General features: G+C 70.0%; 13 protein-coding genes. 4 read left to right on the plus strand and 9 right to left on the minus strand.

Features of this window, described 5'->3' with window-relative positions:
• Nucleotides 1-15: 15 nt before the first annotated feature.
• The 7 genes from LTT61_RS05265 to LTT61_RS05295 form a co-directional block, all read right to left on the minus strand.
• On the minus strand, nucleotides 16-1326 hold the full coding sequence (locus LTT61_RS05265; RefSeq protein ID WP_233018799.1) for an FAD-dependent oxidoreductase: 1311 nt from the start codon (nucleotides 1324-1326) through the stop codon (nucleotides 16-18).
• Nucleotides 1323-2288, minus strand: a complete 966-nt coding sequence (locus LTT61_RS05270) for an AfsA-related hotdog domain-containing protein (RefSeq protein ID WP_233018800.1) — start codon at nucleotides 2286-2288, stop codon at nucleotides 1323-1325. The genes LTT61_RS05265 and LTT61_RS05270 overlap by 4 nt, the downstream gene beginning before the upstream one ends.
• Nucleotides 2285-5401 carry a type I polyketide synthase gene (locus LTT61_RS05275; protein ID WP_233018801.1) on the minus strand — a complete coding sequence of 1039 codons (3117 nt, stop codon included), beginning with the start codon at nucleotides 5399-5401 and terminating at the stop codon, nucleotides 2285-2287. Before LTT61_RS05275 ends, LTT61_RS05270 begins: the two co-directional genes overlap by 4 nt.
• 27 nt (nucleotides 5402-5428) lie before the next feature.
• Nucleotides 5429-12187, minus strand: coding sequence for a type I polyketide synthase (locus LTT61_RS05280; RefSeq protein ID WP_233018802.1), 6759 nt, complete (start codon nucleotides 12185-12187; stop codon nucleotides 5429-5431).
• A 127-nt stretch (nucleotides 12188-12314) separates the two neighbouring features.
• Entirely contained in the window at nucleotides 12315-13706 is a 1392-nt protein-coding gene (locus LTT61_RS05285) for an FAD-dependent oxidoreductase (protein WP_332909226.1), read from the minus strand.
• Nucleotides 13612-14370 (minus strand): thioesterase II family protein, encoded by a 759-nt coding sequence (locus LTT61_RS05290; RefSeq protein ID WP_233018804.1) that lies wholly within the window; start codon nucleotides 14368-14370, stop codon nucleotides 13612-13614. The genes LTT61_RS05285 and LTT61_RS05290 overlap by 95 nt, the downstream gene beginning before the upstream one ends.
• Nucleotides 14364-16484 carry a helix-turn-helix transcriptional regulator gene (locus LTT61_RS05295; RefSeq protein ID WP_233018805.1) on the minus strand — a complete coding sequence of 707 codons (2121 nt, stop codon included), beginning with the start codon at nucleotides 16482-16484 and terminating at the stop codon, nucleotides 14364-14366. Before LTT61_RS05295 ends, LTT61_RS05290 begins: the two co-directional genes overlap by 7 nt.
• Nucleotides 16485-17034: 550 nt before the next feature.
• On the opposite strand from LTT61_RS05295, the gene LTT61_RS05300 reads away from it, so the two are divergent.
• Nucleotides 17035-17583, plus strand: a complete 549-nt coding sequence (locus tag LTT61_RS05300; RefSeq protein ID WP_233018806.1) for a chorismate--pyruvate lyase family protein — start codon at nucleotides 17035-17037, stop codon at nucleotides 17581-17583.
• 136 nt (nucleotides 17584-17719) lie between these two features.
• Nucleotides 17720-18757, plus strand: a complete 1038-nt coding sequence (gene aroF / locus LTT61_RS05305; RefSeq protein WP_233018807.1) for a 3-deoxy-7-phosphoheptulonate synthase — start codon at nucleotides 17720-17722, stop codon at nucleotides 18755-18757.
• 212 nt (nucleotides 18758-18969) lie between these two features.
• Here the strand turns inward: aroF and LTT61_RS05310 are convergent, their stop codons facing one another.
• Complete coding sequence (locus LTT61_RS05310) at nucleotides 18970-20307, minus strand: lipase family protein (RefSeq protein ID WP_233018808.1); 1338 nt, start codon at nucleotides 20305-20307, stop codon at nucleotides 18970-18972.
• A gap of 296 nt (nucleotides 20308-20603) precedes the next feature.
• Between LTT61_RS05310 and LTT61_RS05315 the strand changes: the two genes are divergently transcribed.
• The gene (locus LTT61_RS05315; protein ID WP_233018809.1) at nucleotides 20604-20840 is read left to right on the plus strand and encodes a hypothetical protein; all 237 of its coding nucleotides are present in this window, start codon (nucleotides 20604-20606) and stop codon (nucleotides 20838-20840) included.
• 198 nt (nucleotides 20841-21038) lie between these two features.
• Nucleotides 21039-21773, plus strand: a complete 735-nt coding sequence (locus LTT61_RS05320) for a dienelactone hydrolase family protein (protein ID WP_233018810.1) — start codon at nucleotides 21039-21041, stop codon at nucleotides 21771-21773.
• Nucleotides 21774-21874: 101 nt separating this feature from the next.
• On the opposite strand, the gene LTT61_RS05325 is transcribed toward LTT61_RS05320, so the two are convergent.
• Nucleotides 21875-24532 carry a DUF998 domain-containing protein gene (locus LTT61_RS05325; protein WP_233018811.1) on the minus strand — a complete coding sequence of 886 codons (2658 nt, stop codon included), beginning with the start codon at nucleotides 24530-24532 and terminating at the stop codon, nucleotides 21875-21877.
• Between the last annotated feature and the right edge of the window lie 200 nt (nucleotides 24533-24732).

A 24732-nucleotide genomic window follows, 5' to 3' on the forward strand; every position in this document is an offset into this window, starting at 1 on the left:
CGGGTCACGCCGGACTCACCGCAGCAGGGCCGCGGCAGCCTCGGTGCCGGAGCGGAAGCAGCTCTCGATGGGGGCGCCGCGCAGGTAATCCCCCGCCAACGCGAGCCCGCCGACCGTGCCGACCCTGGCGCGCACATCGTCGAGGAAGCTGCCGTGGAACGGCACGTAGGCGCAGTACGCCGCCTCCCAGACCTTGCCGACCGATCGGACTCGGCGCACGCCGCGGGCGGGCAGCAGCGCCAGCAGCTGCTCCTCGGCCTGGTCGATCCACTCTTCGAGCTGCTCGGGCGACGGGGTGGGCCGAGCGTGCCGTCCGCTGAAGGTGTAGCGGACGATGTGCAGGTCGTGGATGCCGTAGACGCCCGCATTGCTGCACGGCCCGTCGTCCATCACCACCGCGCGCACGTCCATGCCGAAGACCGGGCGGTCGTACTCGACCAGGACCACCGCGGCGGGAAAGTAGCGGACGTCGAGCAGCAGCCCGGCGAGCGCGGGCAGATCGGCCTTCACGATCTCCGCCGCGGCGTAGGCGGGGGCCGCGATGACGACACCGTCGTAGGGATGTGCGGTGACCGGACCGCCACGTTCGGAGATCTCCAGGCCGGTAACGGAGCCGTCGTGGACGACCAGCCGCTGCACCCGCGTCCCCGTCTTGATCGTGATCTGCTTCGACAGGGCCGCGATCACCGGGTCGATGCTCTCGGTCAACTGGTCGTAGGTGTCCATGATCATGGTGAGGTTGGTGCCGAAGGTACCCAGATACACCTCGTCGGGTTCGGCGCCGTTCATCCGCACCGTCATGGCCCGGAACATGTTGTGCACGATGCGCGAGCCGAAATGTTCGCTCAGGGGTTTGTGATCGGCGGCCGCGGCGATCCTGGTGAACGCCTGGGATCCGAGGAACCGGTTCTCCTCCTTGCTCCGGACCTGGCGGGCGAGGTTGAAGAGTTTCGCGAGGTCGGTCAGGGGAGCCATTCGGCGTAGCCCGGCCAGCCGCTGGAGCGGACCCTGTTTGCTGTCGATGGTCAGCAGTTCGCCGTCGACGACGCGAGAGGTGTTGATGCCGAAGGGCTCCAGCTTCGGGTCGCCCATCTGCGCCAGGAATCCGCGCAGTGCGCTGTACTTCTTGCCGAGGTTCTTGCCGCCCATCATGACCGGCCGGTCCCCGAGTCGCGCGACGCCGAACCGGCCGCCCGCGACGTCGTCCTGCTCGAGCAGGTCGACCTGGTAGCCGGCTTTGTGCAGTTCCCAGGCCGCGGCGATGCCCGAGATTCCCGCGCCCACCACGGCGAATCGCTTGTCCGGCTGCGCTGATCGTGTATTCATCGGAGAACTCCTCGAGGCTGGGCGTCGATGGGATAGGGGGACAACTCGACCAGGCATTCGGCGATGGTCGTGCCGAACTGCGACAGTGCGATGTCGACCTCGGCGTCGCCGTCGTAGCGGGCCAGATACTCGAGGTGGCCCCCCAACTCGGCGAACCCGCTGAACTCCGCGTTCAGCGCGACCACCGCCTGTGGACCCGCGACGCAGAGAGCCGCCTGCCGGAAGCCCTCGAGCATGAGCGGTCCGGGGACGTGATCGTAGGAGTGGTCGAAGAAGGACGGGTGGAGCTGGTCGACGATCAGCGCCATCGTCGCGCTGTCGCCCGGATCGACCGGTGGGTCCCCGATGACGACGTTGCGCGGGTCGCGGCGGCCGACCCGGCCCGGCGGCGCGGGCTCGACCGCTGCGGCCGGCTCCCCTTCCGGCGGCCGGCCCCGCTGCTGATGGGCGCGGAATTCCCGATAGGCCTCCGGCGGGAAGGCGACCCCGCCGCCGCGCACCGACAATGCGATGGCAGCGCCGATGGTCAGCGTGGCGGTGAACGAGCTGTCGGTGAAGTAGCCACTGCCACCGGAGTGCCGGTCGGTGTGGATGCGGACAACGCCCTCGAGCGGGGTACCCGGCTGCTCGTACAGCGCGCTGAGATCCTCGACTTCGGCCTGCATGCGCTGCAGGCTCAGCGGTGATCCGGACGGCACCTGGAGGTAGCGGTGTCCGATCACGGTCATCGCCTGGCGAATCGCCTCGATGGCCGCCAGCGGATCGTGGTAGGGGACGACGCGATCCGACCACAGCGAATGTGCTCGCGGAATCTGGATCGCGGCCAGGAACTCGGTGCCGCCGAGCGCAGCGGTATCGGCGACGAAAACCTCACCGAGACACCGTCGATGGGCCTGGGAGCACGGCACGGTCTGCTCGAAACTCAGACCTGAGCGCCGCTCCGGTGTACTGAGCGTCGTCATTGCGCCTCCTGTTTCCGGGCTGCGATGGTGGCGGCGAGATCGGCGTGCAGCCGTTCGGCCAGTGCCCGTGGCGTCGGATCGGCCAGGAAGACCTCGACCGCGATCGTCGTTCCGGAGACGACGGCGAGCCGGTTGCGCAACTCCAGGATCGACAGGGACGTCAGACCGATCGCGGCGAGCGCGGTGTCGACATCGATCCGCTCCGGCGTCTCGGCGTGCAGGATCTCCTGCAGTTGCCGCTGGACCAGGGTGAGAACGCGGTGCGGACGAGCGGATGGCTCCGTTGCCACCCACTCGTCGCGGAACTGCTCGGCCGCCGCGGCGAACGGTCCCGGCTCCGGGTGCTCGGCCGCTCCGGCCGCAGTCCCGGCCTGCGGATACTGCGGTCCGTGCCAGTAGTGCCGGTGCGCGAAGGCATAGGTGGGCAGATCGATCGGGCGCGCACCGGAGCCGGCGTACACCGCGCCCCAGTCCACCGCGACGCCGCGTACCCATGCTCTGGCCGCCGCGCGCAGCAGGTCTTCGGCCGCGCGCTCGGGCGAGAGGTGCGAGGCGACCGCGACGCAGCGGGCGTCGGTGAGGCACTCGTAGCTCATACCCGCCAGCACATCGCCGGGGCCGACCTCGAGCAGTGTGGTGACGCCGGCGTCCACCGCGAACCGCACACTGTCGGCGAAGCGCACCGTATGCCTGGCCTGCGTGACCCAGTAGTCGGGCGCGGTGAGTTCGCGCGTGGTGGCGAGCTCACCGGTGACGTTGGAGATCAACGGGATCGAGGACGGCTTCAGCTCGACCCCGGTGAGCACCGCACGGAACTCGTCCAGCAGCTCGTCGAGGTGCGGTGAATGGAAGGCCCGGTCGACCCGGAGCTTCTTGGTTCGCCTGCCGCGCTCGCGCCACGCCGTGGCGATCGCCGCGACCGCGTCCACGTCGCCGGAGACGACGGTGGAGTTCGGGCCGTTGCTCGCCGCTACCGACACACGGGATTCGACGCCTGCCAACGACTCCACCGTCTCGGCCAGCGACGCGCGCAGCGATACCATCGCGCCGGGAACGAGGCGTTGCATGAGCCGGCCACGCACCGCGACCACCTCGGCCGCGTCGGGCAGCGAGAACACCCCGCCGAGGTAGGCCGCGGCCAATTCGCCGATCGAGTGCCCGATCAGATAGTTGGCGGTCACCCCCCAGGATTCGAGGACGCGATAGGTGGCGACCTCGATGCTGAAGAGGGCGGGCTGGGTGTATTCGGTGCGATGGATCTCCGCTCCGTCGCCGAAGATCACCGGGAGCAGATCGCCGCCGAGATGGGGGGCGAACGCCGCGTTCAGTTCGTCCATCGTCCGGGTGAAAACGCCTCCCGCCTCGTAGAGCCGGCGTCCCATGCCGGCGCGCTGGCTGCCCTGGCCGGGCAGCAGCATCGCGAGTTTGCCGCTGCCGGTCGCCGAACCGGTGATCACGGCCGGGCCGACGGCGCCGTCGGCCAGGGTCTCCAGACCGGAGCTCAGCGTGGCCACGGAGCCGGACAGCACCACCGCGCGGTGGTCGAAGGCGGTCCTGGTGGTCGCCAGCGACAGCCCGAGGTCGGCGAGATCGATCGCGGGATCGGCCCGGCACACGGCCAGCAGTCGCTCGGCCTGCCCCCGCAGCGCCCGGCCGGACTTGGCGGAGACCACGACGGGGTGGATACCGGCGCGGAACCGCTCCCCCGGCGCCCGCACCGGCTCGGCCGACGGGTCGTACTCCAGCACGACATGGGTATTGGTCCCGCTGAACCCGAACGCGGACACGGCCGAGCGGCGCGGCCGGCCGGTCTGCGGCCACGGCTGCATCTCGCTCGGCAGCCGGACCGTTCCGGCCGACCAGTCCGCGTGGGCCGTCGGCTCGTCGACGGACAACGTGGCAGGCACGGCCGCGTGCCGCATCGCCATGACCATCTTCATCATGCCCGCGATGCCGGCGGCCGCCTGGCTGTGCCCGATGTTCGACTTGATCGATCCGAGCCAGAGCGGCTGCTCGGCAGAGCGTCTTCCGTAGGTGGCCAGCACCGCCTGCGCCTCGATCGGATCACCGAGCACGGTGCCGGTGCCGTGGCCCTCGACGACGTCCACCTCGGCCGCGGTCAATCCGGCGGCGGCGAGCGCGTGCCGGATGACCCGCTGTTGCGCCCGTCCGTTCGGTGCGGTCATGCCGTTGGACGCGCCGTCGGAGTTCATCGCCGAGCCCCGGATCACCGCCAGGACTTCGTGGCCGCGGCCGCGCGCCTCGGACAGCCGTTCCAATACCACCACCCCGGCGCCCTCGGACCACGCCGTCCCGTCGGCCGCCGTCGCGAACGGCTTGCACCGGCCGTCGGGCGCCAGGGCGCGCTGCCGGGAGAAGACCACGAACGGGGTGATGGTGGCCAGCACCGACACCCCGCCCGCCAGCGCGAGCGAGCATTCGCCCGCCCGGAGCGCGGCGACCGCCTGGTGGACCGCGACCAGAGCGGACGAGCAGGCGGTGTCCACCGACACCGCGGGCCCCTCGAGCCCGAACAGGTAGTTGATCCGGCCGCTGGCGATACTCGAGGAGTTGCCGAGCACGAGGTAGTTCTCCGCGCCGATGTTCCCCGGCCCGAGCCAGTCGGGCGAGATGAAGCCGTAGCCGTTGTTGCTCACTCCCATGAAGGTTCCGGTGTCGCTGCCGCGCAGCGACGCCGGATCGATCCGGGCCCGCTCGATCGCCTCCAGGGACACCTCCAGCAGCTGTCGCTGCTCCGGATCCATGGCGCGGGCTTCGCGGGCCGAGATGCCGAAGAACTCCGCGTCGAACTCGCCCGCGCCGTCGAGGAAGCCGCCGAGCGCGACGGTGGGCGCCGACGGGTCGGTGTCCAGCGACTCCGGTGCAGGCCAGCCCCGATCGTCCGGAAACCCCGAGACCACGTTGCGTCCCTGCGCCACCAGCTCCCACAGGTCCTCGGGTGACCGGACGCCACCGGGAAACCGGCAGGCCATCCCGACGATGGCGATCGGCTCGGCGGCCTGCTCGGTCAGCTCACGGACCCGTTGCTTGGCCTCGTAGAGCTCCCTCGCGGTCTTCTTGAGATAGCGGCGCAGTTCCGCGTCGTCTGCCATCGTTTCGCCCTTCCGATCGTGCGTCGGCTACAGCTGGTCGATGAACTCGAACAGCGCACTGTCGTCGGCGCTGTCGAGACTGCCCGCGGCATCGGCCGATTCCCCGCCCGCTGCCGCGCTCGCGGTCAGCTCACGCAGCACCGCGGCGACCCGCGCCGCGATATCGGCGCGATCCTCCGAACCCAGCTCGACCCCGCCGAGGCTGCGCGCCAGCGACTCGACCTCGGCCATGAGCCGCACCACCGGGTTGTCCACCGGAGCGATTTCGGAGCGGATGAAGTCCGCCAGGGCGAGGGGGGTCGGATAGTCGAAGACCACCGTCGTCGACAGCTTGACGCCGACGGCCGACTTGAGCCTGTTCCGGAACTCCATCACGCCGAGTGAGTCGAAACCGATATCGCTGAAGGGCTTCTCGGGATCCACGGCGGACGAGGACTCGTGTCCGAGCACGGTCGCCGCATGGCTGCGGATCACCTCGACGATGAACTGGTTCTGCTCGGCGGCGCTCCTGCCCGTCAGCTGCGCCACGAGCTTGGACGACTCGCCCGCCCTGCTGTCGGCGGATTGCCGCGACGAGCGCAGCAGGCCGCGCATGACCGACGGCAGCCCCTCGGGATCGAGGGTGGAGATCACGGCGGTGTCGATGCGCGCCGCCACCGCGCCCGCGGTGCCTGCGGCCAGCGCCGCGTCGAACAGCGCCATGCCTTCCTCGTCGCCCAGCGGGCTGAAGCCTTCGCGGCGCATCCGGGCGAAGTCGGCCTCGGTCAGGGTGCTCGTCATGCCGCTGCTCTCGCGCCACGCTCCCCACGCGACGGAGGTCGCGGGCAACCCGGCCAGATGCCGGTGCTGGGCGAGTGCGTCCAGGAAGACGTTGGCCGCGGCGTAGTTCGCCTGCCCCGGCCCGCCGGTCACGCCCGCGATCGACGAATACAGCACGAACGCGGACAGATCCAGGTGTTTCGTCGCCGCGTGCAGGTTCCAGGCCGCGTCGACCTTGGGGCGCAGCACGGTCGCGAGCTGGTCGGGTGTCATCGATGCCAGCAGACCGTCGGCCAGCACGCCTGCGGTGTGCACCACGCCGGTCAGCGGATGCTCCGCCGGGATAGCCGAGAGCAGACCGTCCAGCGCGGCCCGGTCGGACACGTCGCAGGCGACGATGTCGACCGCGGCCCCGAGCGTCTCCAGCTCCGCCCGCAGCTCCTGCGCGCCGTCGGCGGCCGGGCCGCGGCGACTGGCCAGCACCAGGTTTCGCACCCCGTGGGTGCGGGCCAGGTGCCGCGCCGCCAACGCGCCGAGCCCCCCGGTGCCGCCGGTCACCAGGACGGTTCCCGCGGTGTTCAACGGTGTCGGCACGGTGAGCACGTTCTTGCCGATGTGCCGCGCCTGACCGAGGAACCGGAACGCCTCGGGCACCTGCCGCATGTCCCAGCCGGTGATCGGCAGCGGTTGCAGGACACCGGAATCGAACAGCTCCACCAGGGTGGTCATGATCTCGTGCAGCCGGTCCGGTCCGGCCTCCATCAGGTGGAAGGCCCGGTACATCACGCCGGCGTGGTCGGCGGCCACCTCGGCCGGATCCCGGCGATCGGTCATGCCCATCTCGATGAACCGGCCGCCACGGGGCAGCAGCCGCAGCGAGGCGTCGACGAATTCCCCGGCCAGGGAGTCGAGCACGACGTCGGCACCGCGGCCGTCGGTGGCGGCCATGAACTTCTGCTCGAAATCGAGCGAGCGCGAGTCACCGATCCGGCTGTCGTCGAAGCCCATGTCCCGCAGCACGTTCCACTTCGGCCTACTGGCGGTGACGAGCAGCTGCAACCGCAGGTGCCGGGCCAGCTGCACGGCCGCCATGCCGACGCCGCCGGTCGCGGCGTGCAACAGCAACGTCTCCCCCGGCTGCACTCCGGCCAGGTCGACCAGGCCGAAGTAGGCGGTCCCGAAGACGACCGGCACCGCCGCCGCCTGCGCGAACGACCAGCCGCGCGGCATGTGGGCGAGGTACCGCTGGTCGGTGACCGAGGCCGAGCCGACCCCGGTGACGAAGCCGAAGACCCGATCGCCGGGGGCGAACTCGGTCACGTCCGGAGCGACTTCGAGCACGACACCGGCACCCTCGCCACCGATCGTGGCGTCGGGGTCCGGGTACATGCCGAGGACGATGAGCACATCGCGGAAGTTGACACCCGTGGCCCGCAGCCCGACCCGCACCTCACCTGATCGCAACGGCGATGCCGCCTCCGGATCCTCGACCAGCGCGAGGTTGTCGCTGGTCAGGGTGCCCTTGCCGAGTGGCGTCAAGCGCCACGTCGGTGCGTCCAGTAACTCGATCGCCCCGACGTTGTCGGCGGAGCCGCGGGTGAGCCTGCCGCCGAACAGCGCGCCCCGGCGCGCCGCCAGCTGCGGCTCGGAGCCGATGGCCAGGGCCTGTTCGACCGGCCCGCGGTAGTCGTCCCAGCTGTCGACGTCGACGATGACGACCCGGTCGCGGTTTTCGTTCTGCGCGGTGCGCAGCAGGCCCCAGGCCGCCGCGGCGACCAGATCGAGCTCTTCACCCGCGTGCACCGCGACGCCGTGCCGGGTGACCACCACGACGGTCCGGTCCTCGGCCAGTAGCTTCTGCAGCCGGGTCAGCAGTCCGGTGACGCACTCGCGCAGGGTCGCCGGCAGGACGTCCTCCGCCGACGGGCCCACCTCGAAACGGAGCACCGCGACCGCCCGTGCCGCCACGGTGAGGTGCTCGACATCCCCGTCGGCCGTCCACGGGTCGCCGAGGGCGACGGACTCCACGGGGACGACCGGCGTCCAGGTGAGTCCGTAGAGGGGGCTGGCCGCGGCGGGGCGAGCGCCACCCAGGGAGGCCGTCGAGATCTCCCGCAGCGTCAGCGCGGCGACCTCGCCGACCAGCGTGCCGTTCCCGTCGGCGAGGGTCAGGGCGAACCGGCCGCTACCCGGCTCGTCGTCCGAAGCCGGTGTCAGCCGGACGCGCAGCGAGCTCGCACCGACGGTGTGCAGCGCCACGCCCTCCCAGGAGAAGGGCACCGTCACCGCGCCGGGGCTGGTGGCGGGCGAGAGTCCGCTCAGTCCGATGGTGTGCAGCGCGGCGTCCAGCAGTGCCGGGTGGATGCCGAACTCGTGCGCCGCGGGCTGTGCCCGATCATGCAGCTCCACCTCGGCGAAGGCTTCCTCGCCACGCCGCCACACCGCGGTCAGGCCGCGGAAGGTCGGCCCGTAGCCGTAACCGAGTTCGGCCAGGTCGTCATAGGCGTCGGCCACGTTCACGGCGGTCGCGCCCGCGGGCGGCCAGTCGGTGAGATCGGTCGCGGGTGCGGGCGAGCCGGAAACGTGCGGGGCGATCACCCCGGTGGCGTGGCAGGACCAGGCCGCGGGTTCGGATTCGGCGGACGGGTCGGCCTGCAACCGGGAGTACACCGAGAACGGGCGAGCACCGCCCTCGTCCGGGGACCCCGCGAGAACCCGCAGCTCGACACCGCCGACGGCGGGCACCGTCAGGGGCGCCTGCAGCACCAGTTCGCCCAGCGTCGGGCAGTCGAGCAGGGAGCCGAGGTGCAGCGCCAGTTCGAGATAGGCGGTGCCGGGAAACAGGACCACACCGCCGATCGCGTGGTCGGCCAGCCACGGGTCGGTGCGCAGCGAGAGCCTGCCCGTGCACACCACGTCCTCGGAGTCCGGCATCCACACCACCGCGCCCAGCAGGGGGTGGTCGGCGCTGTCGATGCCCGACTCGCGCACGTTCGTGCCGCCGAAACCGTCGATCCAGTAGCGTTCGCGCTGGAAGGGGTAGGTGGGAAGGTCGATCCGGCGCGCGCCCGTCCCGAGGAACTGCGTGGTCCAGTCGACGACACCGCCCGCGCAGTACCAGCTCCCCAGCGCGCCGAAGAGCGCGCCCAGCTCGTTCCCGTCCCGCGCCCGCAGGGCGGCGACCGCCGTCAGCGCGTCCGGGTCGGCTTCGGTGCAACTCTCGCGGACCAGTGCCGTCAGTGTCGCCCCCGGGCCCGCCTCCAGGAATGTGGTGACATGCTCCTGCTGGAGCAGCCACTGGGCCCCGGCCATGAATCGCACCGGTTGCCGCACCTGCCGCACCCAGTAGTCCGGCGTGCCGAGCTCATCGCCGTCCACCGGCTTGCCGGTGAGCGTGGACACGATCGGCACCGTGGGCCGGTTGTAGGTCAGTCCGGCGCAGATCGCGCCGAACTCCGCGAGCATCGGCTCCATCCGCGGCGAGTGGAAGGCGTGGCTGACGGTGAGCCGCTTGGTCTTCACCCCTCGTTCGGTCAGGACCGCGACGATCTCGTCGACACCGTCCGCGTCGCCGGAGATCACGATCGAGCGCGGGCCGTTGACCGCCGCGATGCCGACCCGCTCCTCGTACCCTGCGATCAGTTCCCGCACGGTGGTTTCCGCGGCCGCCACCGACACCATCGCGCCACCCGCCGGGAGCGCCTGCATCAACCGGCCCCGCGCGGCCACCAGGGTGCAGGCGTCGGCCGTCGACCAGACTCCGGCCGAGTAGGCGGCAGCCAGCTCGCCGATGGAGTGTCCGATCAGGAAGTCCGCTGTCACACCCCACGAACGGAGCAACCGATACAGCGCGACCTCCACCACGAACAACGCGGCCTGGGTGTAGGCGGTCTGGTCGAGCAGGGCCGCGGTGTCCGTCCCCGGCTCGGCGAAGATCACGCCGCGCAACGGGGTGTCGAGGTGCTTGTCGAACTGCCCGCACAACTCGTCGAAGGTGGTGGCGAAGACGGCATAGGACCGGTACAGCTGGGCCGCCATCCCCACCTTCTGGGCGCCCTGACCGGGGAACAGCAGCGCGGTCCGCACGCCGCGCACGGCGACGCCGCGCACGGCGACGCCGCGCACGGCCGATGGCGTCTCGCTCCCGGTCGCCAGCGCATCCGACGCCGATGCCAGCGCGGCCAGGTCCGGCCCGAACAGCACTGCGCGGCAATCGAGTTCGGCGCGCGCGGTGGCCAGGGTGAAGCCCACGTCGGTCGCGTCGGCCTCGGGGTTGTCCCGCAGATGCCGCACCAGCCGCGCCGCGGCGTCCGAGAGCGCCGCTTCGGTCTTCCCGGAGAGAATCCACGGCGTCCGCGGCGGTGCGGTGCGCTCGGCGGCCGGTTGCTCGTCGAGCGGCGGCTCCTGCACGATCACGTGGGCGTTGGTGCCGCTGATGCCGAACGCCGACACGGCCGCTCGCCGCGGGCGCTCGCCGCGCCGCCACGGGACGGGCTCGGTCAGCAGTCGGACGTTCCCCTCCGACCAGTCCACATGCTCGGTCGGGCCGTCCACGTGCAGCGTGCGCGGCAGCGTCTCGTGCCGCATCGCCTCGACCAGCTTGATCAGGCCCGCCGCCCCGGCGGCGCCCTGGGTGTGGCCCATGTTGGATTTGATCGAACCCAGCCAGAGCGGAGCGTCAGCGGGCCGGTTGCGACCGTAGGTCGACAGCAGGGCCTGGACCTCGATCGGGTCGCCCAGCACGGTGCCGGTGCCGTGGCCCTCGACGGCGTCGATGTCGGACACGGTCAATCCGGCATCGCCCAGCGCGTCCCGGATCACCCGCTGCTGCGCCGGACCGTTGGGTGCGGCGAGTCCGTTGGAGGCGCCGTCCTGATTGACCGCGGATCCGCGTACCAGTGCCAGCACCCGGTGGCCGTTCCGGCGGGCCAGCGACAACGGCTCCAGCACCAGCATGGCGATGCCCTCCGCCCACACCGTGCCGTTGGCGCCGGTCGCGTAGGAGCTGCACCGGCCGGTATCGGAGAGACCGCGTTGCATACTGAACGAGGTGAAGGCATTGGTCTTGGCCATCACCGTCACTCCGCCCGCGAGCGCCATGTCGCACTCGCCGCCACGCAACGCCTGTACCGCCAGGTGCACGGTCACCAGCGACGAGGAGCACGCGGTATCGACGGTCAGCGCGGGGCCGGTCAAGCCGAGCACATAGGACACCCGCCCGGACGCCACGCTGCCGGTGATGCCGGTCATCAGGTAGCCGGCCAGCTCCGGCGGAGTACCGTCCTGGTGATAGTCGTGATGGAACAGCCCGGTGTAGACGCCGGTGCGGCTGCCACGCATGGATGTCGGGTCGATGCCCGCGTGTTCCAGTGCTTCCCAGCAGCCTTCCAGCATCAGACGCTGCTGCGGGTCCATCGCGGTCGCTTCCTTCGGCCCGATTCCGAAGAATGCGGCATCGAATTCCGGAGCGTTGTAGACGAATCCGCCGGTACGGGCGTAGGTCTTGCCGGGTAACCCCGGTTCCGGATCGTAGAGATCCTCGGACCAACCGCGATCGGTCGGGAATTCGGCGATGACGTCGCGCCCGTCGGCGACGATGTCCCACAATTGCTCGGGCGAGGATACTCCGCCCGGAAGCCGGCACGACATTCCGACGATGGCGATCGGTTCGTTGTCGGTGACACCGCCGGGTATCGGTGATCGGGGTTCGGCGGCGCCGCCCTCGCCACTCAGCAGTGTTCGCAGATATTCGGCGAGCCGATTTATCGTCGGGTAGTCGAACGCCACCGCGCCGGTGAGAGCCACACCGGTCTCGGCGGTCAGCACATCGCGCAGCCCGATGGCCATCCGCGAGTCGAATCCCAGGTCCTGGAACGAATCCGACGGATCTATCGACTCCGGTCCGGTTTCGCCGAGGACATCCGCGACGATGCGGCAGACGAAATCGGAGAGCATCCGGCGCTGCTCTGCCACCGGCCGGTCGGCCAGGTCCCGCCATGCGCCGTCGAATTCCTTCACTTCTGGCATTTCGGCTCCTAGTCGGGGATGTCTCCATGCGGGTGAAACCTCCTCCAGCGTATGGAGGTATCGGTATTCGCCCGCCCATCCCTCGGTAATCGCCGCAGAGCACAGCGCTATCGGCACACGGTTCCGGCTATGCCGTCAATCGGTGCGCCGCCTCGACTCCGGATCGATAGCAGGCTTCCAGCGACACTCCGCGCAGATAGTCCCCGGCCAATGCCAGGCCGCCGATGTGGCTCGTTTCCTTTCCCACCCTGGCGAGGAATTCCCCGTGAAATGCCCGCAGGCCGGAGAAGCCCCGATCCCAGCGACGCTCCACGACGGCGAGACGAGTGGGATCGACGGATCCGAAGGTCGCCTGCACCATCTTCTCGGCGGCGTCGAGCGCGGCGGCGGACCCGTCCTCGGGTGGGAGCGGCCGCGCGGCTCGACCGGCGATGACGTAGCGCACGATATTGCGCTCGGGCGCTCGATAGAGCGCCGCGGTGTTGTACGGGCCCTCGTTCATCGCCAGCGTGGACACGCCGGGGGGAAAGACGTCGCGGTCGTACTCCACCGTCGTCACCGATGCGGGAAAGTACCGAACCGTCGCCAGCAGCGCCGCCAGCGCGGGTAACGCGACGGCAACCAGTTCCGCGGTCTCCGCCGCAGGGGTGGCCAGCACCACGGCGTCGTAGGGATGTTCCCGTGCCGGTCCGCCGTCCTCGGCAACGGAGAGTCCGCGCACCCGGCCACGCCGGATCGCCACGCTCTCGACCCGGGCGTTCTTCTTCACCGTGACCAGCTCCGACAGCGCGGTGAGGACCGGCTCGATGCCGCCGACGATCTGTTCGAACGAGTCGAGCGCGGCGCCGAGGGTGGCGCCGAGGGTGCCGAGGTACATCTCGTCGAGTTCGGCGCCGTGCACCCAGGTGACGATGGGGCGCAGCAGCGCATCGGCCAATCCGGAACCGAAATGCTCGCTCAGTGGTCTGTCGTCGCCCGCGGCCCCGAGCTTGGCGAAGAACCTCGACCCCAGGAAGCGGTTCTCCTCGGTCGCGATGCGGTGCACGAGATAGGTCAGCTTGGCCACGTCCTGCGCGGAGCCGAATTCGGCGAGGTACCGCAGCACGCCGCGGCTGTCCTCGGCCGCGACGGTGGCCAGGCGGCCGTCGACGACCTTCGTCATATTCAGCGGCGACGGCTCGAACCGCACATCGGCCAGCGCGGTCACGAACTGCCGGAACTCGGTGTACTGCAGACCGATGTGTCGCGCGCCGGCCAGCATCGGCCGTCCGCGCAGGGAGTCGATGCCGAAACGGCCGCCGAGCGCGTTCTCCCGCTCCAGCAGATCGACCTGCCAGCCCGCCCGGTGCAGTGCGAAAGCAGCTGCCATTCCGGAGATTCCGCCGCCGACGACGGCGACTGTGCGCGCTCCGGCGCCGGTCGAATCAGCCACCGGGACCGATCGGCCCCGTGCCGATTCGACGTTCGACGACCGCCGCCACACCGTCGCTGTGATCGACCAGATAGAAATGTCCACCACCGAAGACTCGCAACTCGAACGACGCCGTCGTGTGGGCGCGCCAGGCGCGTGCCTCGTCCACGGTCGCCCGCGGGTCGTGGTCGCCGACCAGCGCCGTCAGCGCGCAGTCCACGCGCGCGTCCGGCTCGGCCACGTGGGTTTCCACCGCCCGATAGTCGCTCCGGATCGCGGGGAGGAATTCCCTGGCCACCTCGTCGTCGTCGAGCAGCGCGACTCCCGGTCCACCCAGCAGTCGCAGCTCCGTCCTGATCTCCGCGTCCGTTCGTCGATGCACATTCTCGAGTCGCCGGCGCGAGGGAGCGCGGCGGCCCGAGACGAACAGGTGCCGCGGCAGGATGCCCGCGGCGGGCAGCCTCCGCGCCACCTCGAAGGCGACCACAGCGCCGAAGCTGTGGCCGAACAGGACGATCGGCCGATCCGCCAGCTCGACCACCGGGGGAAGCACACCATCGACGATGTCTCCCAGCCTGGTGAGGCACGGCTCACGGCGGCGCTCCTGCCTGCCGGGGCTCTGCATCGCCATGATCTCGATGCCATCGCCGAACGCCCTGGCCAGGGACTGGAACGAACCGGCCGAGCCACCGGCGTGGTGGAAGCAGACGAGCCGCAGCGCCGGGTCCGGATCCGCCTTCAACGTCCGCAGCCACGGGTTGGTGCTCAGCATCGCACCTCCAGCAGAAAGGGCAGTTCGGTGCGGTGGTGCACCTTCAACTTGCGGTAGACCCTGGTGAGGTGCTGCTCGACGGTGCTGATCGTGATCCCGAGACTTTCGGCGATCTCCCGGTTGCGCGATCCGCCGCCCGCCATCTCCGCCACCCGCCGCTCGGCCACGCTCAGCAACCCGACCCCGCCTGCCCCATCGCCTGCCGGGACCGGACCCGCGTCGCCCGGCACGCGAACCGCCGTCGGCTCCGGAACCGCCCCGCCGAGCGTGACACTATCGATGATGCTGCGGCGCAACGGTTCCGCGCCGCACTCGGTCGCCAGCCGCAGCGCCGAGGCCCGGATCGTGTTGGCCGGGCCGAACTCCCCGAGATGTTCATGGGCGCGTGCCAGATCGGCCCGCACCCTGGCCAATTCCAGCCGGTCCGCACCGGCAGCCGCGATGGTGTCCGCGCGCCGCAGCAACCCGGTTCGGGTACTCGCATCGTCGGTGGTGCTCGCCAGTATCCGCAAGGAGGTGGCCGCGCTCGGGTGCCGTGCCGGACGGCTCACCCGGTCGAGATGCATGGCCGCGTAGATCTTGGCCCGCTCCCGATCGCCCGCAGCGAGGTGAGCAAGTGCGATGTCGTTGCGCCAGGGCACGAGCCCCGGCAGGTCGATATCCCACCGCAGCATCAGCGAGCCACAGAGCTGGAAATCCATCATCGCCTCGTCCGTTTCTCCGATGGCGAGCCGAAGATGGCCCCGTGCACGCAGATACGGCAGCACGAGGGTGGAATCGAAGAGCGTCAGGGGGACGTCACGGTCGAGCTGGCTGCGCGCCTCGTCGTACCGCCCCGCTTGGGTGCACGCACCGATATAGGCCGCGATCGGACGTGCGACGGTCGCACCGAGATTCACGGCCGGGATGTGATTCAGCGCGGCGGTGGCGGTCGCACCGGCCCGGATACGGTCTCCCCGGCGCAGCGCCACGTCGGCCCGAATTCCGGCGAAGATCGCCAGCCAGGTCGGCGAGTGTCGTGCCGCGGCCTCTGCCAGCAGGGTTTCGCACCACTCGTCGGCCATGGCGAGCTCGCCCGCGTAGATGAGCGCGTCCAGGGCAACGACCAGCGATTCCGCTGTAGCGGCGCTCAAGCGGTTACCCAGCAACACCTGTCGCGCCAGCGCGATGGTGTCCACCGTGGTGTCGGCGCTCCGCATGGCGACCAGCAGCAGGCTCGCCTCGTGCTCCGGGGTGTCCGCGGCGGAATCGGAGGCGATGCCGCTCCGGCGCGGGCGCAGTTCCGGGTACAGGTAGTCGATCCATCGACGCTGGAAGGCCAGGTCCGCCGCCGTGGCCGGGTCCTCGACGACCCGCTCGAGAGCGGCACAGGCCCCCTCGATGCGTCCGTGCCACAGCTGGTAGCGCACCAGGCACGGAATGTACTGCGGCGGGAGGTGTCCCGCCCGCAGCGCGACGGAGGCCCGGACGAAGTTGCGGGTGGCCGACGACGGATTGACCCGCCACTCGATCGACACCAGCAAGGCCGCCAGCCCGGCCCGCTCGTAGGGGTCGCCGCTGAGCCGGTAGGCCAGCTCCAGACAGACCGCCGCCTGCTTGAGCTGGTCGAGCGCGAGGGCACCGTCGGCGGCCGCGCGGAGCACCGCAGGCGCCCACGAGTGGCGCACATCCCGAGCCGCGACCAAGTGACCCGCCACGACGGTGGCCTCCGCGGCGGAGTGGTACAGCGCGGCCGCCGCCCGGTGGTGCAGCTGCCTGCGCTGCCCGATCGATGAGCGGCGCAGCAGCGCGGCGGCGCTGTCGGACAGCCAATATTCGTCGTGGACCAGGCCGGCTTCGGTGAGCCGCTGCCGCGCGTGCTCGACCGCGATCTCGTCGAGCACGGTCACCTCGGCGAGCAACGCGCTGGTGGCGTGCTCCTTCAGTACGGCGATCCCCAGGGCGACCAGGGCCCACTCGTCGGGGAGGTCGTCGGGCCGATGGGCAGTACGGTCATCGATCGGCATGACGGTGCCCACCACGGCGGGCAGCGGCGACAACTGGAAGTTTCGAGTTTCGATATCGATGTCATGGGCGAAGCCCGCAGCGGCGCGGGCGATGGGTGCAGATGTCATTTCAGGGCTCCCCTCTCGACCTGAATCTGCTGTGCATCGCTCTGCAGACGAGGCAATACATCCGTCGCAATCGAATCCGCCCCGGAGTGCCCCGGCCTCAAATATCCATGGTGTGAGCAGTCTGTCAACTCGAGCCCGGCTGCGGCGATAGCATCGCTCCGTCGTGACAGCACCCTCAGCAGCCTGTGGAGAAATATGGCCGGGCTCGTATATGACCCAGAACACACAGGAAGCCCCGCCCGGTCGGCGCGTCCGTGACGCGCGCCGAATGCACCTGGAAATGAATATCAAAAGCGAATTCGGAGCCGATGCCACCGATTTCGAGGGCACCATCGAATCACCGGAATGTGGTATGGCCCAACACAACCGCGCGTCGGAGCACCGAGGGGCCTCGGCATAGGGGGCTTGCCCTAGGGGTTACCACCCGCGCCCGGCCCGGTCAGGGTGAAACCCACCACCCTTTTCAGGAGCCGATCCATCTGCTTTCAACGCCGGGAACATACATGAACGATTCATTCGCACAGACCTCCACTCTCGAGTTCGGATCGCCATGCGTACCGATGTAGCTACCAGTGAAGAAGTAGCAATCCTGCTGCGGAGGCATTTTCGCGCTCACGACACACAACCGGAAAACTGGTTCGATCTTCCCATCGATACCTTGAGTCCATTTCATCGAAATATTCTGGTAACCGACGGCACGGTAACCAGAGCACTCGAGGCCTACGCGCTCGAACCTATCGAGGCACAGTGCGTCGACCAATATGTCTCGACCGATGGAGCGGACCACGACGCCCATCTGGAGGTGACCTCCTCCGAACCGGTGCTGGTGCGGCGGGTCGAACTGGTCGGCGCCTGGTCCGGAACCCGCTACGTCCGTGCCCGATCACTGATTGCCGTCGATCGACTGCCGCAGGGATTTCCCGGCGCGCTGGCGGTCGAGCCCGCCGGAATCGGCGCGGCGCTGCGGGTTGTCGCTCCCGACTCCCACCGTGAACTGCTGTGCTACGGACGCCCTCCCGAAGCCATCTGCGCCCGTCGCTACCGAGTGGTCGTGCATGGACGCCCGGCGATGATCATCAGCGAGTTCTTCCTCCGCTAGACAGGAGACGTAGTGAGTACCACGACACCGTGCGGCAGCAGTATCGAGATCGGCACAACGCACGAATTCCGCACGAACCATTCATGTTTCGGTCGCGTCCGATTGCCACGTCCAGCGGGAAGAGGGGCGTAGCGCCATGGTGATCGTCATGTCCGCGGCCGCGACCGCCGCCGATGTCGGCAGTGCGGTGGCGCTGATCGAGCGGGCGGGCGGGCAAGCGTTCGTCAGCCGGGGAGCCGGACGGACCCTGGTATGCCTGGTCGGCGACCCCGACGGATTCGGCGCCCTGAACCTGAGTGCCCTACCCGGGGTCGACGCCGTCATCCGCACCTCGGCCCCGCACAAGCTGGTCAGCCGGGAGAACTGCGTCGAGCGCTCCACCGTCCAGGTGGCAAGCGCCTCGATCGGGCCCGGACACGTGACGCTCGTCGCGGGCCCGTGCGCCGTCGAGTCCTATGACCAGACTCTGCGCGCCGCCGAAATGGCCGCGGTCGCGGGGGCAACGATGTTGCGGGGCGGCGCCTACAAGCCGCGCACCTCGCCGTATGCCTTCCAGGGGCTCGGCGAAGCAGGTCTGCGGATCCTCGCCGATGTCCGGGAGGCGACCGGTCTGCCGATCGTGACCGAGGTGGTGGATGCCGCCGATGTGGGCCTGGTGTCCTCGTACGCGGACATGCTCCAGGTCGGAACCCGCAATGCCCAGAACTTCGCGCTCCTGAGGGCCGTCGGCGAAGCAGGCACACCGGTCATGCTCAAGCGCGGCATGAGCGCCACCATCGACGAGTGGCTGATGGCGGCCGAATACATCGCGCGACACGGCAACCTCGACATCGTGCTGTGCGAGCGCGGTATCCGCACCTTCGAAACCGCCACCCGCAACACCCTCGACATCTCGGCCGTGACCATCGTGCAACAGCTTTCCCATCTCCCGGTCATCGTCGACCCATCCCACTCGGGCGGCCGACGCGATCTGGTGCTGCCCCTGACGAGGGCCGCGGTAGCCATCGGCGCCGATGGCGTGATCATCGACGTCCACCCCGACCCCTCGACCGCGCTGTGCGACGGCCCACAGGCCCTCATCGAAGGCGATCTGCTCGAGTTGGCGGACATCCTCACCCGGTGGGGCCGAATCGACACCCGGCGTGCGGATTACGCCGGAGCGAGCGCCTATTGAGTCCTGTCCACCTGGCGGCGACGGGTCCCGCGGCCGACGAAACGACATCTCGCGTTCTACGAGTGCGTATTTCGCCGCGGAGCTCGGCCAGAACCGGAGGTGATCGTGCGCTTCGTCGAAGACAGCCCGCACGCGGTGGGCCGGACGAACGAGCCGCGTCGTCGCACCTCAGCGGCGAGAGCCTCGACACGGGCTTTCCCGCGCTACGACACTCAGCACTCGCTCGGCGCGGGGGTATCGCGGAGCCTGCCGTCGACCCACGCCTCGAGCTCCGGTGCGCCGGTGACGTAGCCGATCAGGTGCTCACCGGGCACCACCCGGAACACGCCGGGAACGCCGCGCCCGCACTGCTGGCGGAACACCCGCTGGGCGTCACCGAGCGGAATCCACGGGTCGTGCGCGCCGTGGTACAGGAACAGCGGCGCCGATGAGGTGCGTCCGGTGAGGTCGAACTGCCGGAAGAGCGCCGCCGCGAACTCGCTGTCGAGCGGGGCGGCGGTGTCGGCGGCGGTGTCGACCGGGAGCCCGACGATGCCGAGCGGGCCGGAGGTCTCGCCGCAGATATCGCGCAGCGGCGAGGTCGCCACCCACTGGGCCGAGTTGTTGATGTGCCGCACGATCTCCGGGTGCTCGCGCGCGAGCGCCAGCGTCACCGTCAGCAGGATCCCCGAGGAGATCCTGCCGTTGAACTGGTGCGCGATGTTCACGTAGTCGGTGACGACGCCGCCCGCCGCGGCTCCCGCCAGCACCCCCGCCAGCTCGGGCGCGTACTCGTCCAGCGTCATGGCCGCGGCGTAGGCGGCGATCGCCCCGCCGGAGTAGCCGACCGCTACGTACCGGCTCTCGGCGAGCTCGCCGGGTGGGAAACCCCGTGCCGCACGGATGGCGTCGAGCATGACGTGCGCCGCGACGTTCGGCTCGGCGTAGGCCATGAAGGGGCCCTCGTGGTCGGGCAGCAGCACCGCGTGGCCCTTGCCGAGCGCGGTCCGGACGGCGGGCAGGAAGGCCGGGAGATCGGCGTTCGGCTTGTCCAGCAGCCCGTGCGACATCTGGTACCCCGGGGTGCAGTGGGTGCCGAGCGAATTGATCGGGAGCGCGTTGACCTCGACCGGCCGGGAGCCGGGCCCGGTCCACGGCGCGAACGGGACGATCAGGGTGGCGGTCCCGAACGACGGCGCACCCGTGCCCGAGGTGGAGCGGAACTTCAGCAGCGTGGACCGGGCGACCGGCATCCCGACCCGCAGCGCGGTCGTCGCCGTGACGTCCCTGGCCTCGATGACCTCTCCGGGCGTGCGTTCCGGCAGGCCGGCGGGCCAGGTGTCGAGAAGCGGGTCACCCGAGGGCGACGGCAGTATCGCCCGCCAGAGCGATTCCTCGTCGGCCGCGATGGGCGGCGCGGGCACGGTGCCTTCGATCCACGCCTGCAGCGGGGAGGGCGGGGCGGCGGGCAGCGGGGGTTCGACCGGATAGGGCGGAGCGGCGGAGGCGGGGGCGCCCACCAGGGCACAACCCACGAGCACGGCGACGACGATCGACACAGAAGTTTTCACAGACTCTCACCCTCGACTCGAAGCGATTTCGGCCGACGGCGGGGTGCTCACGTCCGGGGATTCGAGCTCACTCCCGATGGCGTCGGCACCGCACCGTGATCGCGGCCGGGGATGTGACATGTGCTGCTCGACTCTAACCGATCCGCACTCCGGACCCCGGCTATCGCGACCGCTGTTCGGGCAGCTGTTTCGAGCCGGTGGCCGGGCTCCGACCCGGCCTCGACGCGATCCGGCACCGTAATATCGAGCTCGGCTACCACGGGTGTGGCCGAGCGAGCGGACGGCGGAGGTGGAGCATGACCGATGAGGAGATCGTCGTCTCGTTCGCCCTGACCAGGCTGGACAACGCCAACAGCCACCTCGATCTGGAAGAGGTCGCCACCCTGGTCGTGCGCCGCCTCACCCCCGATCGGATGCTCGACCTCGCGAGCCGCAACCTCGCTACCCGAAACGAGCTACGGGGAAGCCTGTTCGACTCCGCGGTCGAGCACGTGCTCAGGACGGTCCTGACCGCCCGAGGACCTGTCGACTGACAGAGCTCACTCTGTTCGGCCGACGAAAAGCCGTTGACGCTGCTCTGCGACCATTGCTACCTTGCCGAGGCCGTGCAACAGAACGAGGAGGTGGTACCCGTGAACGCAGTATCGACATGGGTGCTCCCCTCCGGGGTCACGGTCGGGCGATAGGTCGCCCGGGAGCGCCGCTCGAGAGCACTCCCGAAAGGCACGACCATGCAGTTCAGCACCGAACAGCGCCTCGACCACGACATCCTCGAACGCGAATTCACCGTCGACGGAATCCCCGGCATTTTGTGGACGCCCGGCTCCGCATCCGGGCCGACGCCACTGATCCTGGCCGGTCCCCCTCCCCTCGGGCTGCGCGCGTCGTATCCGCGCCTGCTGGCCCGCGCCCGGAGCTCCCTCGCGCAGGGCTACGCGGTGGCTACCCTCGAGCTCCCCTGGAGCGGCGAACGGCCCCGCTCGGCCGCCGCCGACCAGGCCCGCACCGACCTGCGGCGGGCCCTGGCGGCCGGTGGGCCGGTCGACGGCGAGATCGTGGACCGGCTCATCCTCCCCCTGGTCGACAAGGCGGTCCCGGAATGGCGGGCCGCCCTGGACGACCTCCTCGCCCTGCCCGAGATCGGCGGTCCGGTCGGCTACTCGGGCGGAGTGATCTCCATCGGCACCCGGCTGGCGGCGGTCGAACCGCGCATCGCGGCCGCCGTCCTGTTCGCCGGAAGTTTCGTGCCCCGTGCCATATTCGACGAAGCCCGGCAGGTCACCGTTCCGCTGCATGTCCTGCTGCAGTGGGACGACGAAGGAAACGACCGCCGGATGGCACTGGAGCTGTTCGACGCCTTCGGCTCCGCGGAGAAGACGTTGCACGCCAATATGGGCGGCCACACCGGCGTGCCCCCGTACGCCGGGGAGGAGGCCGACCGGTTCTTCGCCCGGCACCTGAAGTAGGGCCACCCCCGCAGGTCGGCTGCGGGCGACAGCGCCGTCGGCCGGCAGCCGCTGTCGAGGACAGGTCCCTGCCCTCGACAGCGGTACGCCGAGCCGAGTTCTCAGAGCCCGATTCCGGAGGTGAGATACGCGCTGATCACGATCCGCAGCCGCGTCATGCGTGCGGCGACCGAGCCCTCGAGTTCTCCCACGTCGTCCATCAGCCGCGCACCGGCATGTTTTCCGAGGTCGATCAGCGCATCCAGCTGTTTGTCGGAGAGCATCTGGCGCGCGGTGGAGTAGCCGGGAAAGTGCGGATCCGCGATCGCGAAGCGGCGCAGCGCAGGCGGGACCGTCTCGTCCAGCTGCATTTTGGTGTAGTGGATCCGGACCGGGCATCCGTCGCCGTAGTGGGCGGTCAGCACGGTGGAGAGCCGGCCGGGCAGCCGTCCGGCGGAGGCGCGCAGCGGGGCCAGATCGTCGTCGAGATCGCGCGGCGGCCGGAAGCCGCCGACATCCAGGGTGGCCAGATCGAAAGCCTGCCGCAGGGTGGCGAAGGAACCGGGCGCGTCGCCGCTCGCGTCGACACACACGATCTCGGTGCAGCCCCGATGCAGCAGCTCCACGAGACCGAGATTCTCCCAGTGCCCGCCGTCGGTGACGAAGACGAACCGGTCGGCGCAGTCGTACCAGCCGAGGATCTCCTTCAGGAGGTAGGCGAAGCGGGGCCTGCGAAAGACCGCCTTCCGCTCGGGTTCCGGTGTGCGGGCGACGAGGGCCGGGTTCGGCAGCCACATTCCGAGATCCGCGTTGACCGCCGCCAGGAAGGCATTCGTGCTGCCGAGGCTCGCCCGCCCCATCGCGGAGGAGACGGCCGCTCCGCTGGTGGCCATCCAGGCGCCGACCGTGCAGAAGTGCGCGTAACCGGCGCAACCGGTAGCCAGGTAGTTCACGGTGTCGAGCTCATCGCTACCGCGACGGACGCGAAACGGCGAGATCGTGAAGCTCTCAGCGGGCAGTCCCCCGGCGGAGAGTCCGTTGCGCTGCTGGGCGCAGCAGAGGACGAGCTCGGGCACCCGCTCCTCGTCGACCGGCGCGCCGGGCGCGGACGCACGCGTCTTCCCGCGCAGTTCAGGCCAGGTCACGTGGCGACCATCCTGCATGCTGAGCAGCGCGGCGTGGTCGGCGCTCGGGTCGAAGCTGCGCTGCAGGCGCTTGCGGAAGATGTTGTGCAGCGAAGGGGAGTTGGGATTGGACAGGATGTAGCCGATTCCCAGCCCGGCCAGCCATGCGCCGTAGACCCACCAACTCGACCAGGTGCCGACGGCGACGAGGTAGATCACGATGGCGGCCCAGGCCAGCACTCCGGCCAGAAGCACTACGCCGAGCACTCTGGGCAGCGCCTTGACGAGCCGGGGCAGCGCGAGTGAGGTCAGCAACGGGGTCAGCAACCGTCCGAAGCCGCCGGCCAGGACCGCGAACGCGCCCGCTATCAGAGCGAACCGAGCGGTGATGGCGGATTGTGCGGGAATGTTCGCCGCCGGGTTCGATGCCGGGAGTGTTCCGGCCGCCCAGAAGAGTCCGAGTAGTGCCACGCCGATCGCGACCACGCCCCAGGCGAGGGGACGCAGACCGGCAGTGCGATGCGAGGCCAGGGAGACGACCACCGCGAGCAGACCGACGATGCCGATGTAGAACCCCGGCTGCTGCGTTGCTCCGAGCTCCGATGAGACGTACCCGCTGCCGAGCAGCTTGCCGACCGGCCAGGCCAGCGCGTGCACCAGCGCCGCGATCAGCACCAGGTTGACCAGGGCGCACAGCAGCACCCAGCCCAGTGGCAGCAGCCAGCCGCCCGGCCCGTTGAGCAGGTACCGGCGCCGGGGTACCCCGTAGGACGCGCCCTTCAGGCGGTCGATCACCTGATCGGCGGCAGAATCACTCGGCTCCGAAGGCGGGCGGAACGCACGCTGCAGCGTCCAGGAGGTGGCGGCCCAGGCGCCGCCCGAGACCGCGGAGAGGTAGCGGGCGCGCTTCATCAGGCCGCGCTGTTCCAGCACCGACAGCACACCCAGGCTGAAGGAGGCCGACCGGATTCCGCCCCCGCTCAGGCACACTCCGAGTACGCCGCTGCCGTGCGTGCGGGCGGGAGCGGCAGCGCGGGCAGCACGCCCCGCCGTCGCCGTCTTCGCGGCGGGCCGACCGAACGCCGGCTCTCCGCGACGGGACCACCCGACGGCCGCCGCCATCACGAGGACCACCGCCAGCACGGCGACCAGACTCCACTTGCCCCACGCCACGGATCCAAGTGCCACGGCAGCGCGCTCGGAGGTGTACTCCGGCTTGCCGTCGCCGACCTCGACGAAGGCGAACATCAAGCCGTTCTCGACCAGATCCAGCAGCGCGACGGCAGCGGGCAGCAGCACCACCCCTGCGGTGGCCCGGCGGAGGAGCGGCGCCTCGTAGCGCGGCCAGTACGCGGCGATCACGATCGTGCTCGACCACCAGTACCCGGCTATGAACAGAAGGTCGGCGAGCAGCGAGGGGCCCAAACCGTCGGGCAGGCCGCACTCCGTGGTCAACGCTTCCAGGCTCGCACTGCTGCCTGCCACCTGGATGGCGACATGGCCGCCAAAACACCCCGCTGTCGTCCGGTGCAGCAGGTAGGCAGCCGAGCCGAGGACGGCGAGGGCGGCCGCGGCCGAGCCGCGGACGAGCCACGGTCTGGCTGCCACCCCTCGCAGCCAGCTGGGCAGTGGGTAGGTCGTTTGCTCGCCCATCATCGATCACGCACCTCTACCGGATCGGGCATTCCATCCGCGGGTGACCACGGCTGTATGCCGAGTATGCGAACACTGTCCGATTTGCGCACGAGTAGCTGGCTACTCGTTCCTCCCGTCGGTGCGCCGAGCGCGTCCGGCCGGGCCGGGGCAGTCCGGCCGTAATCTGTCGGTCCCCCTCGCTACGTTCCTTCCCGAGACCG

Source organism: Nocardia asteroides, assembly GCF_021183625.1.
Classification (GTDB): Bacteria; Actinomycetota; Actinomycetes; order Mycobacteriales; family Mycobacteriaceae; genus Nocardia; species Nocardia asteroides_A.

Bases quoted from the DNA above. Each gene is read 5' to 3' on its own strand.
- LTT61_RS05265 (WP_233018799.1), bottom strand. From the start codon at position 1,326: ATGAATACACGATCAGCGCAGCCGGACAAGCGATTCGCCGTGGTGGGC.
- LTT61_RS05270 (WP_233018800.1), bottom strand. From the start codon at position 2,288: ATGACGACGCTCAGTACACCGGAGCGGCGCTCAGGTCTGAGTTTCGAG.
- LTT61_RS05275 (WP_233018801.1), bottom strand. From the start codon at position 5,401: ATGGCAGACGACGCGGAACTGCGCCGCTATCTCAAGAAGACCGCGAGG.
- LTT61_RS05280 (WP_233018802.1), bottom strand. From the start codon at position 12,187: ATGCCAGAAGTGAAGGAATTCGACGGCGCATGGCGGGACCTGGCCGAC.
- LTT61_RS05290 (WP_233018804.1), bottom strand. From the start codon at position 14,370: ATGCTGAGCACCAACCCGTGGCTGCGGACGTTGAAGGCGGATCCGGAC.
- LTT61_RS05295 (WP_233018805.1), bottom strand. From the start codon at position 16,484: ATGACATCTGCACCCATCGCCCGCGCCGCTGCGGGCTTCGCCCATGAC.
- LTT61_RS05300 (WP_233018806.1), top strand. From the start codon at position 17,035: ATGCGTACCGATGTAGCTACCAGTGAAGAAGTAGCAATCCTGCTGCGG.
- aroF (WP_233018807.1), top strand. From the start codon at position 17,720: ATGGTGATCGTCATGTCCGCGGCCGCGACCGCCGCCGATGTCGGCAGT.
- LTT61_RS05315 (WP_233018809.1), top strand. From the start codon at position 20,604: ATGACCGATGAGGAGATCGTCGTCTCGTTCGCCCTGACCAGGCTGGAC.
- LTT61_RS05320 (WP_233018810.1), top strand. From the start codon at position 21,039: ATGCAGTTCAGCACCGAACAGCGCCTCGACCACGACATCCTCGAACGC.
- LTT61_RS05325 (WP_233018811.1), bottom strand. From the start codon at position 24,532: ATGATGGGCGAGCAAACGACCTACCCACTGCCCAGCTGGCTGCGAGGG.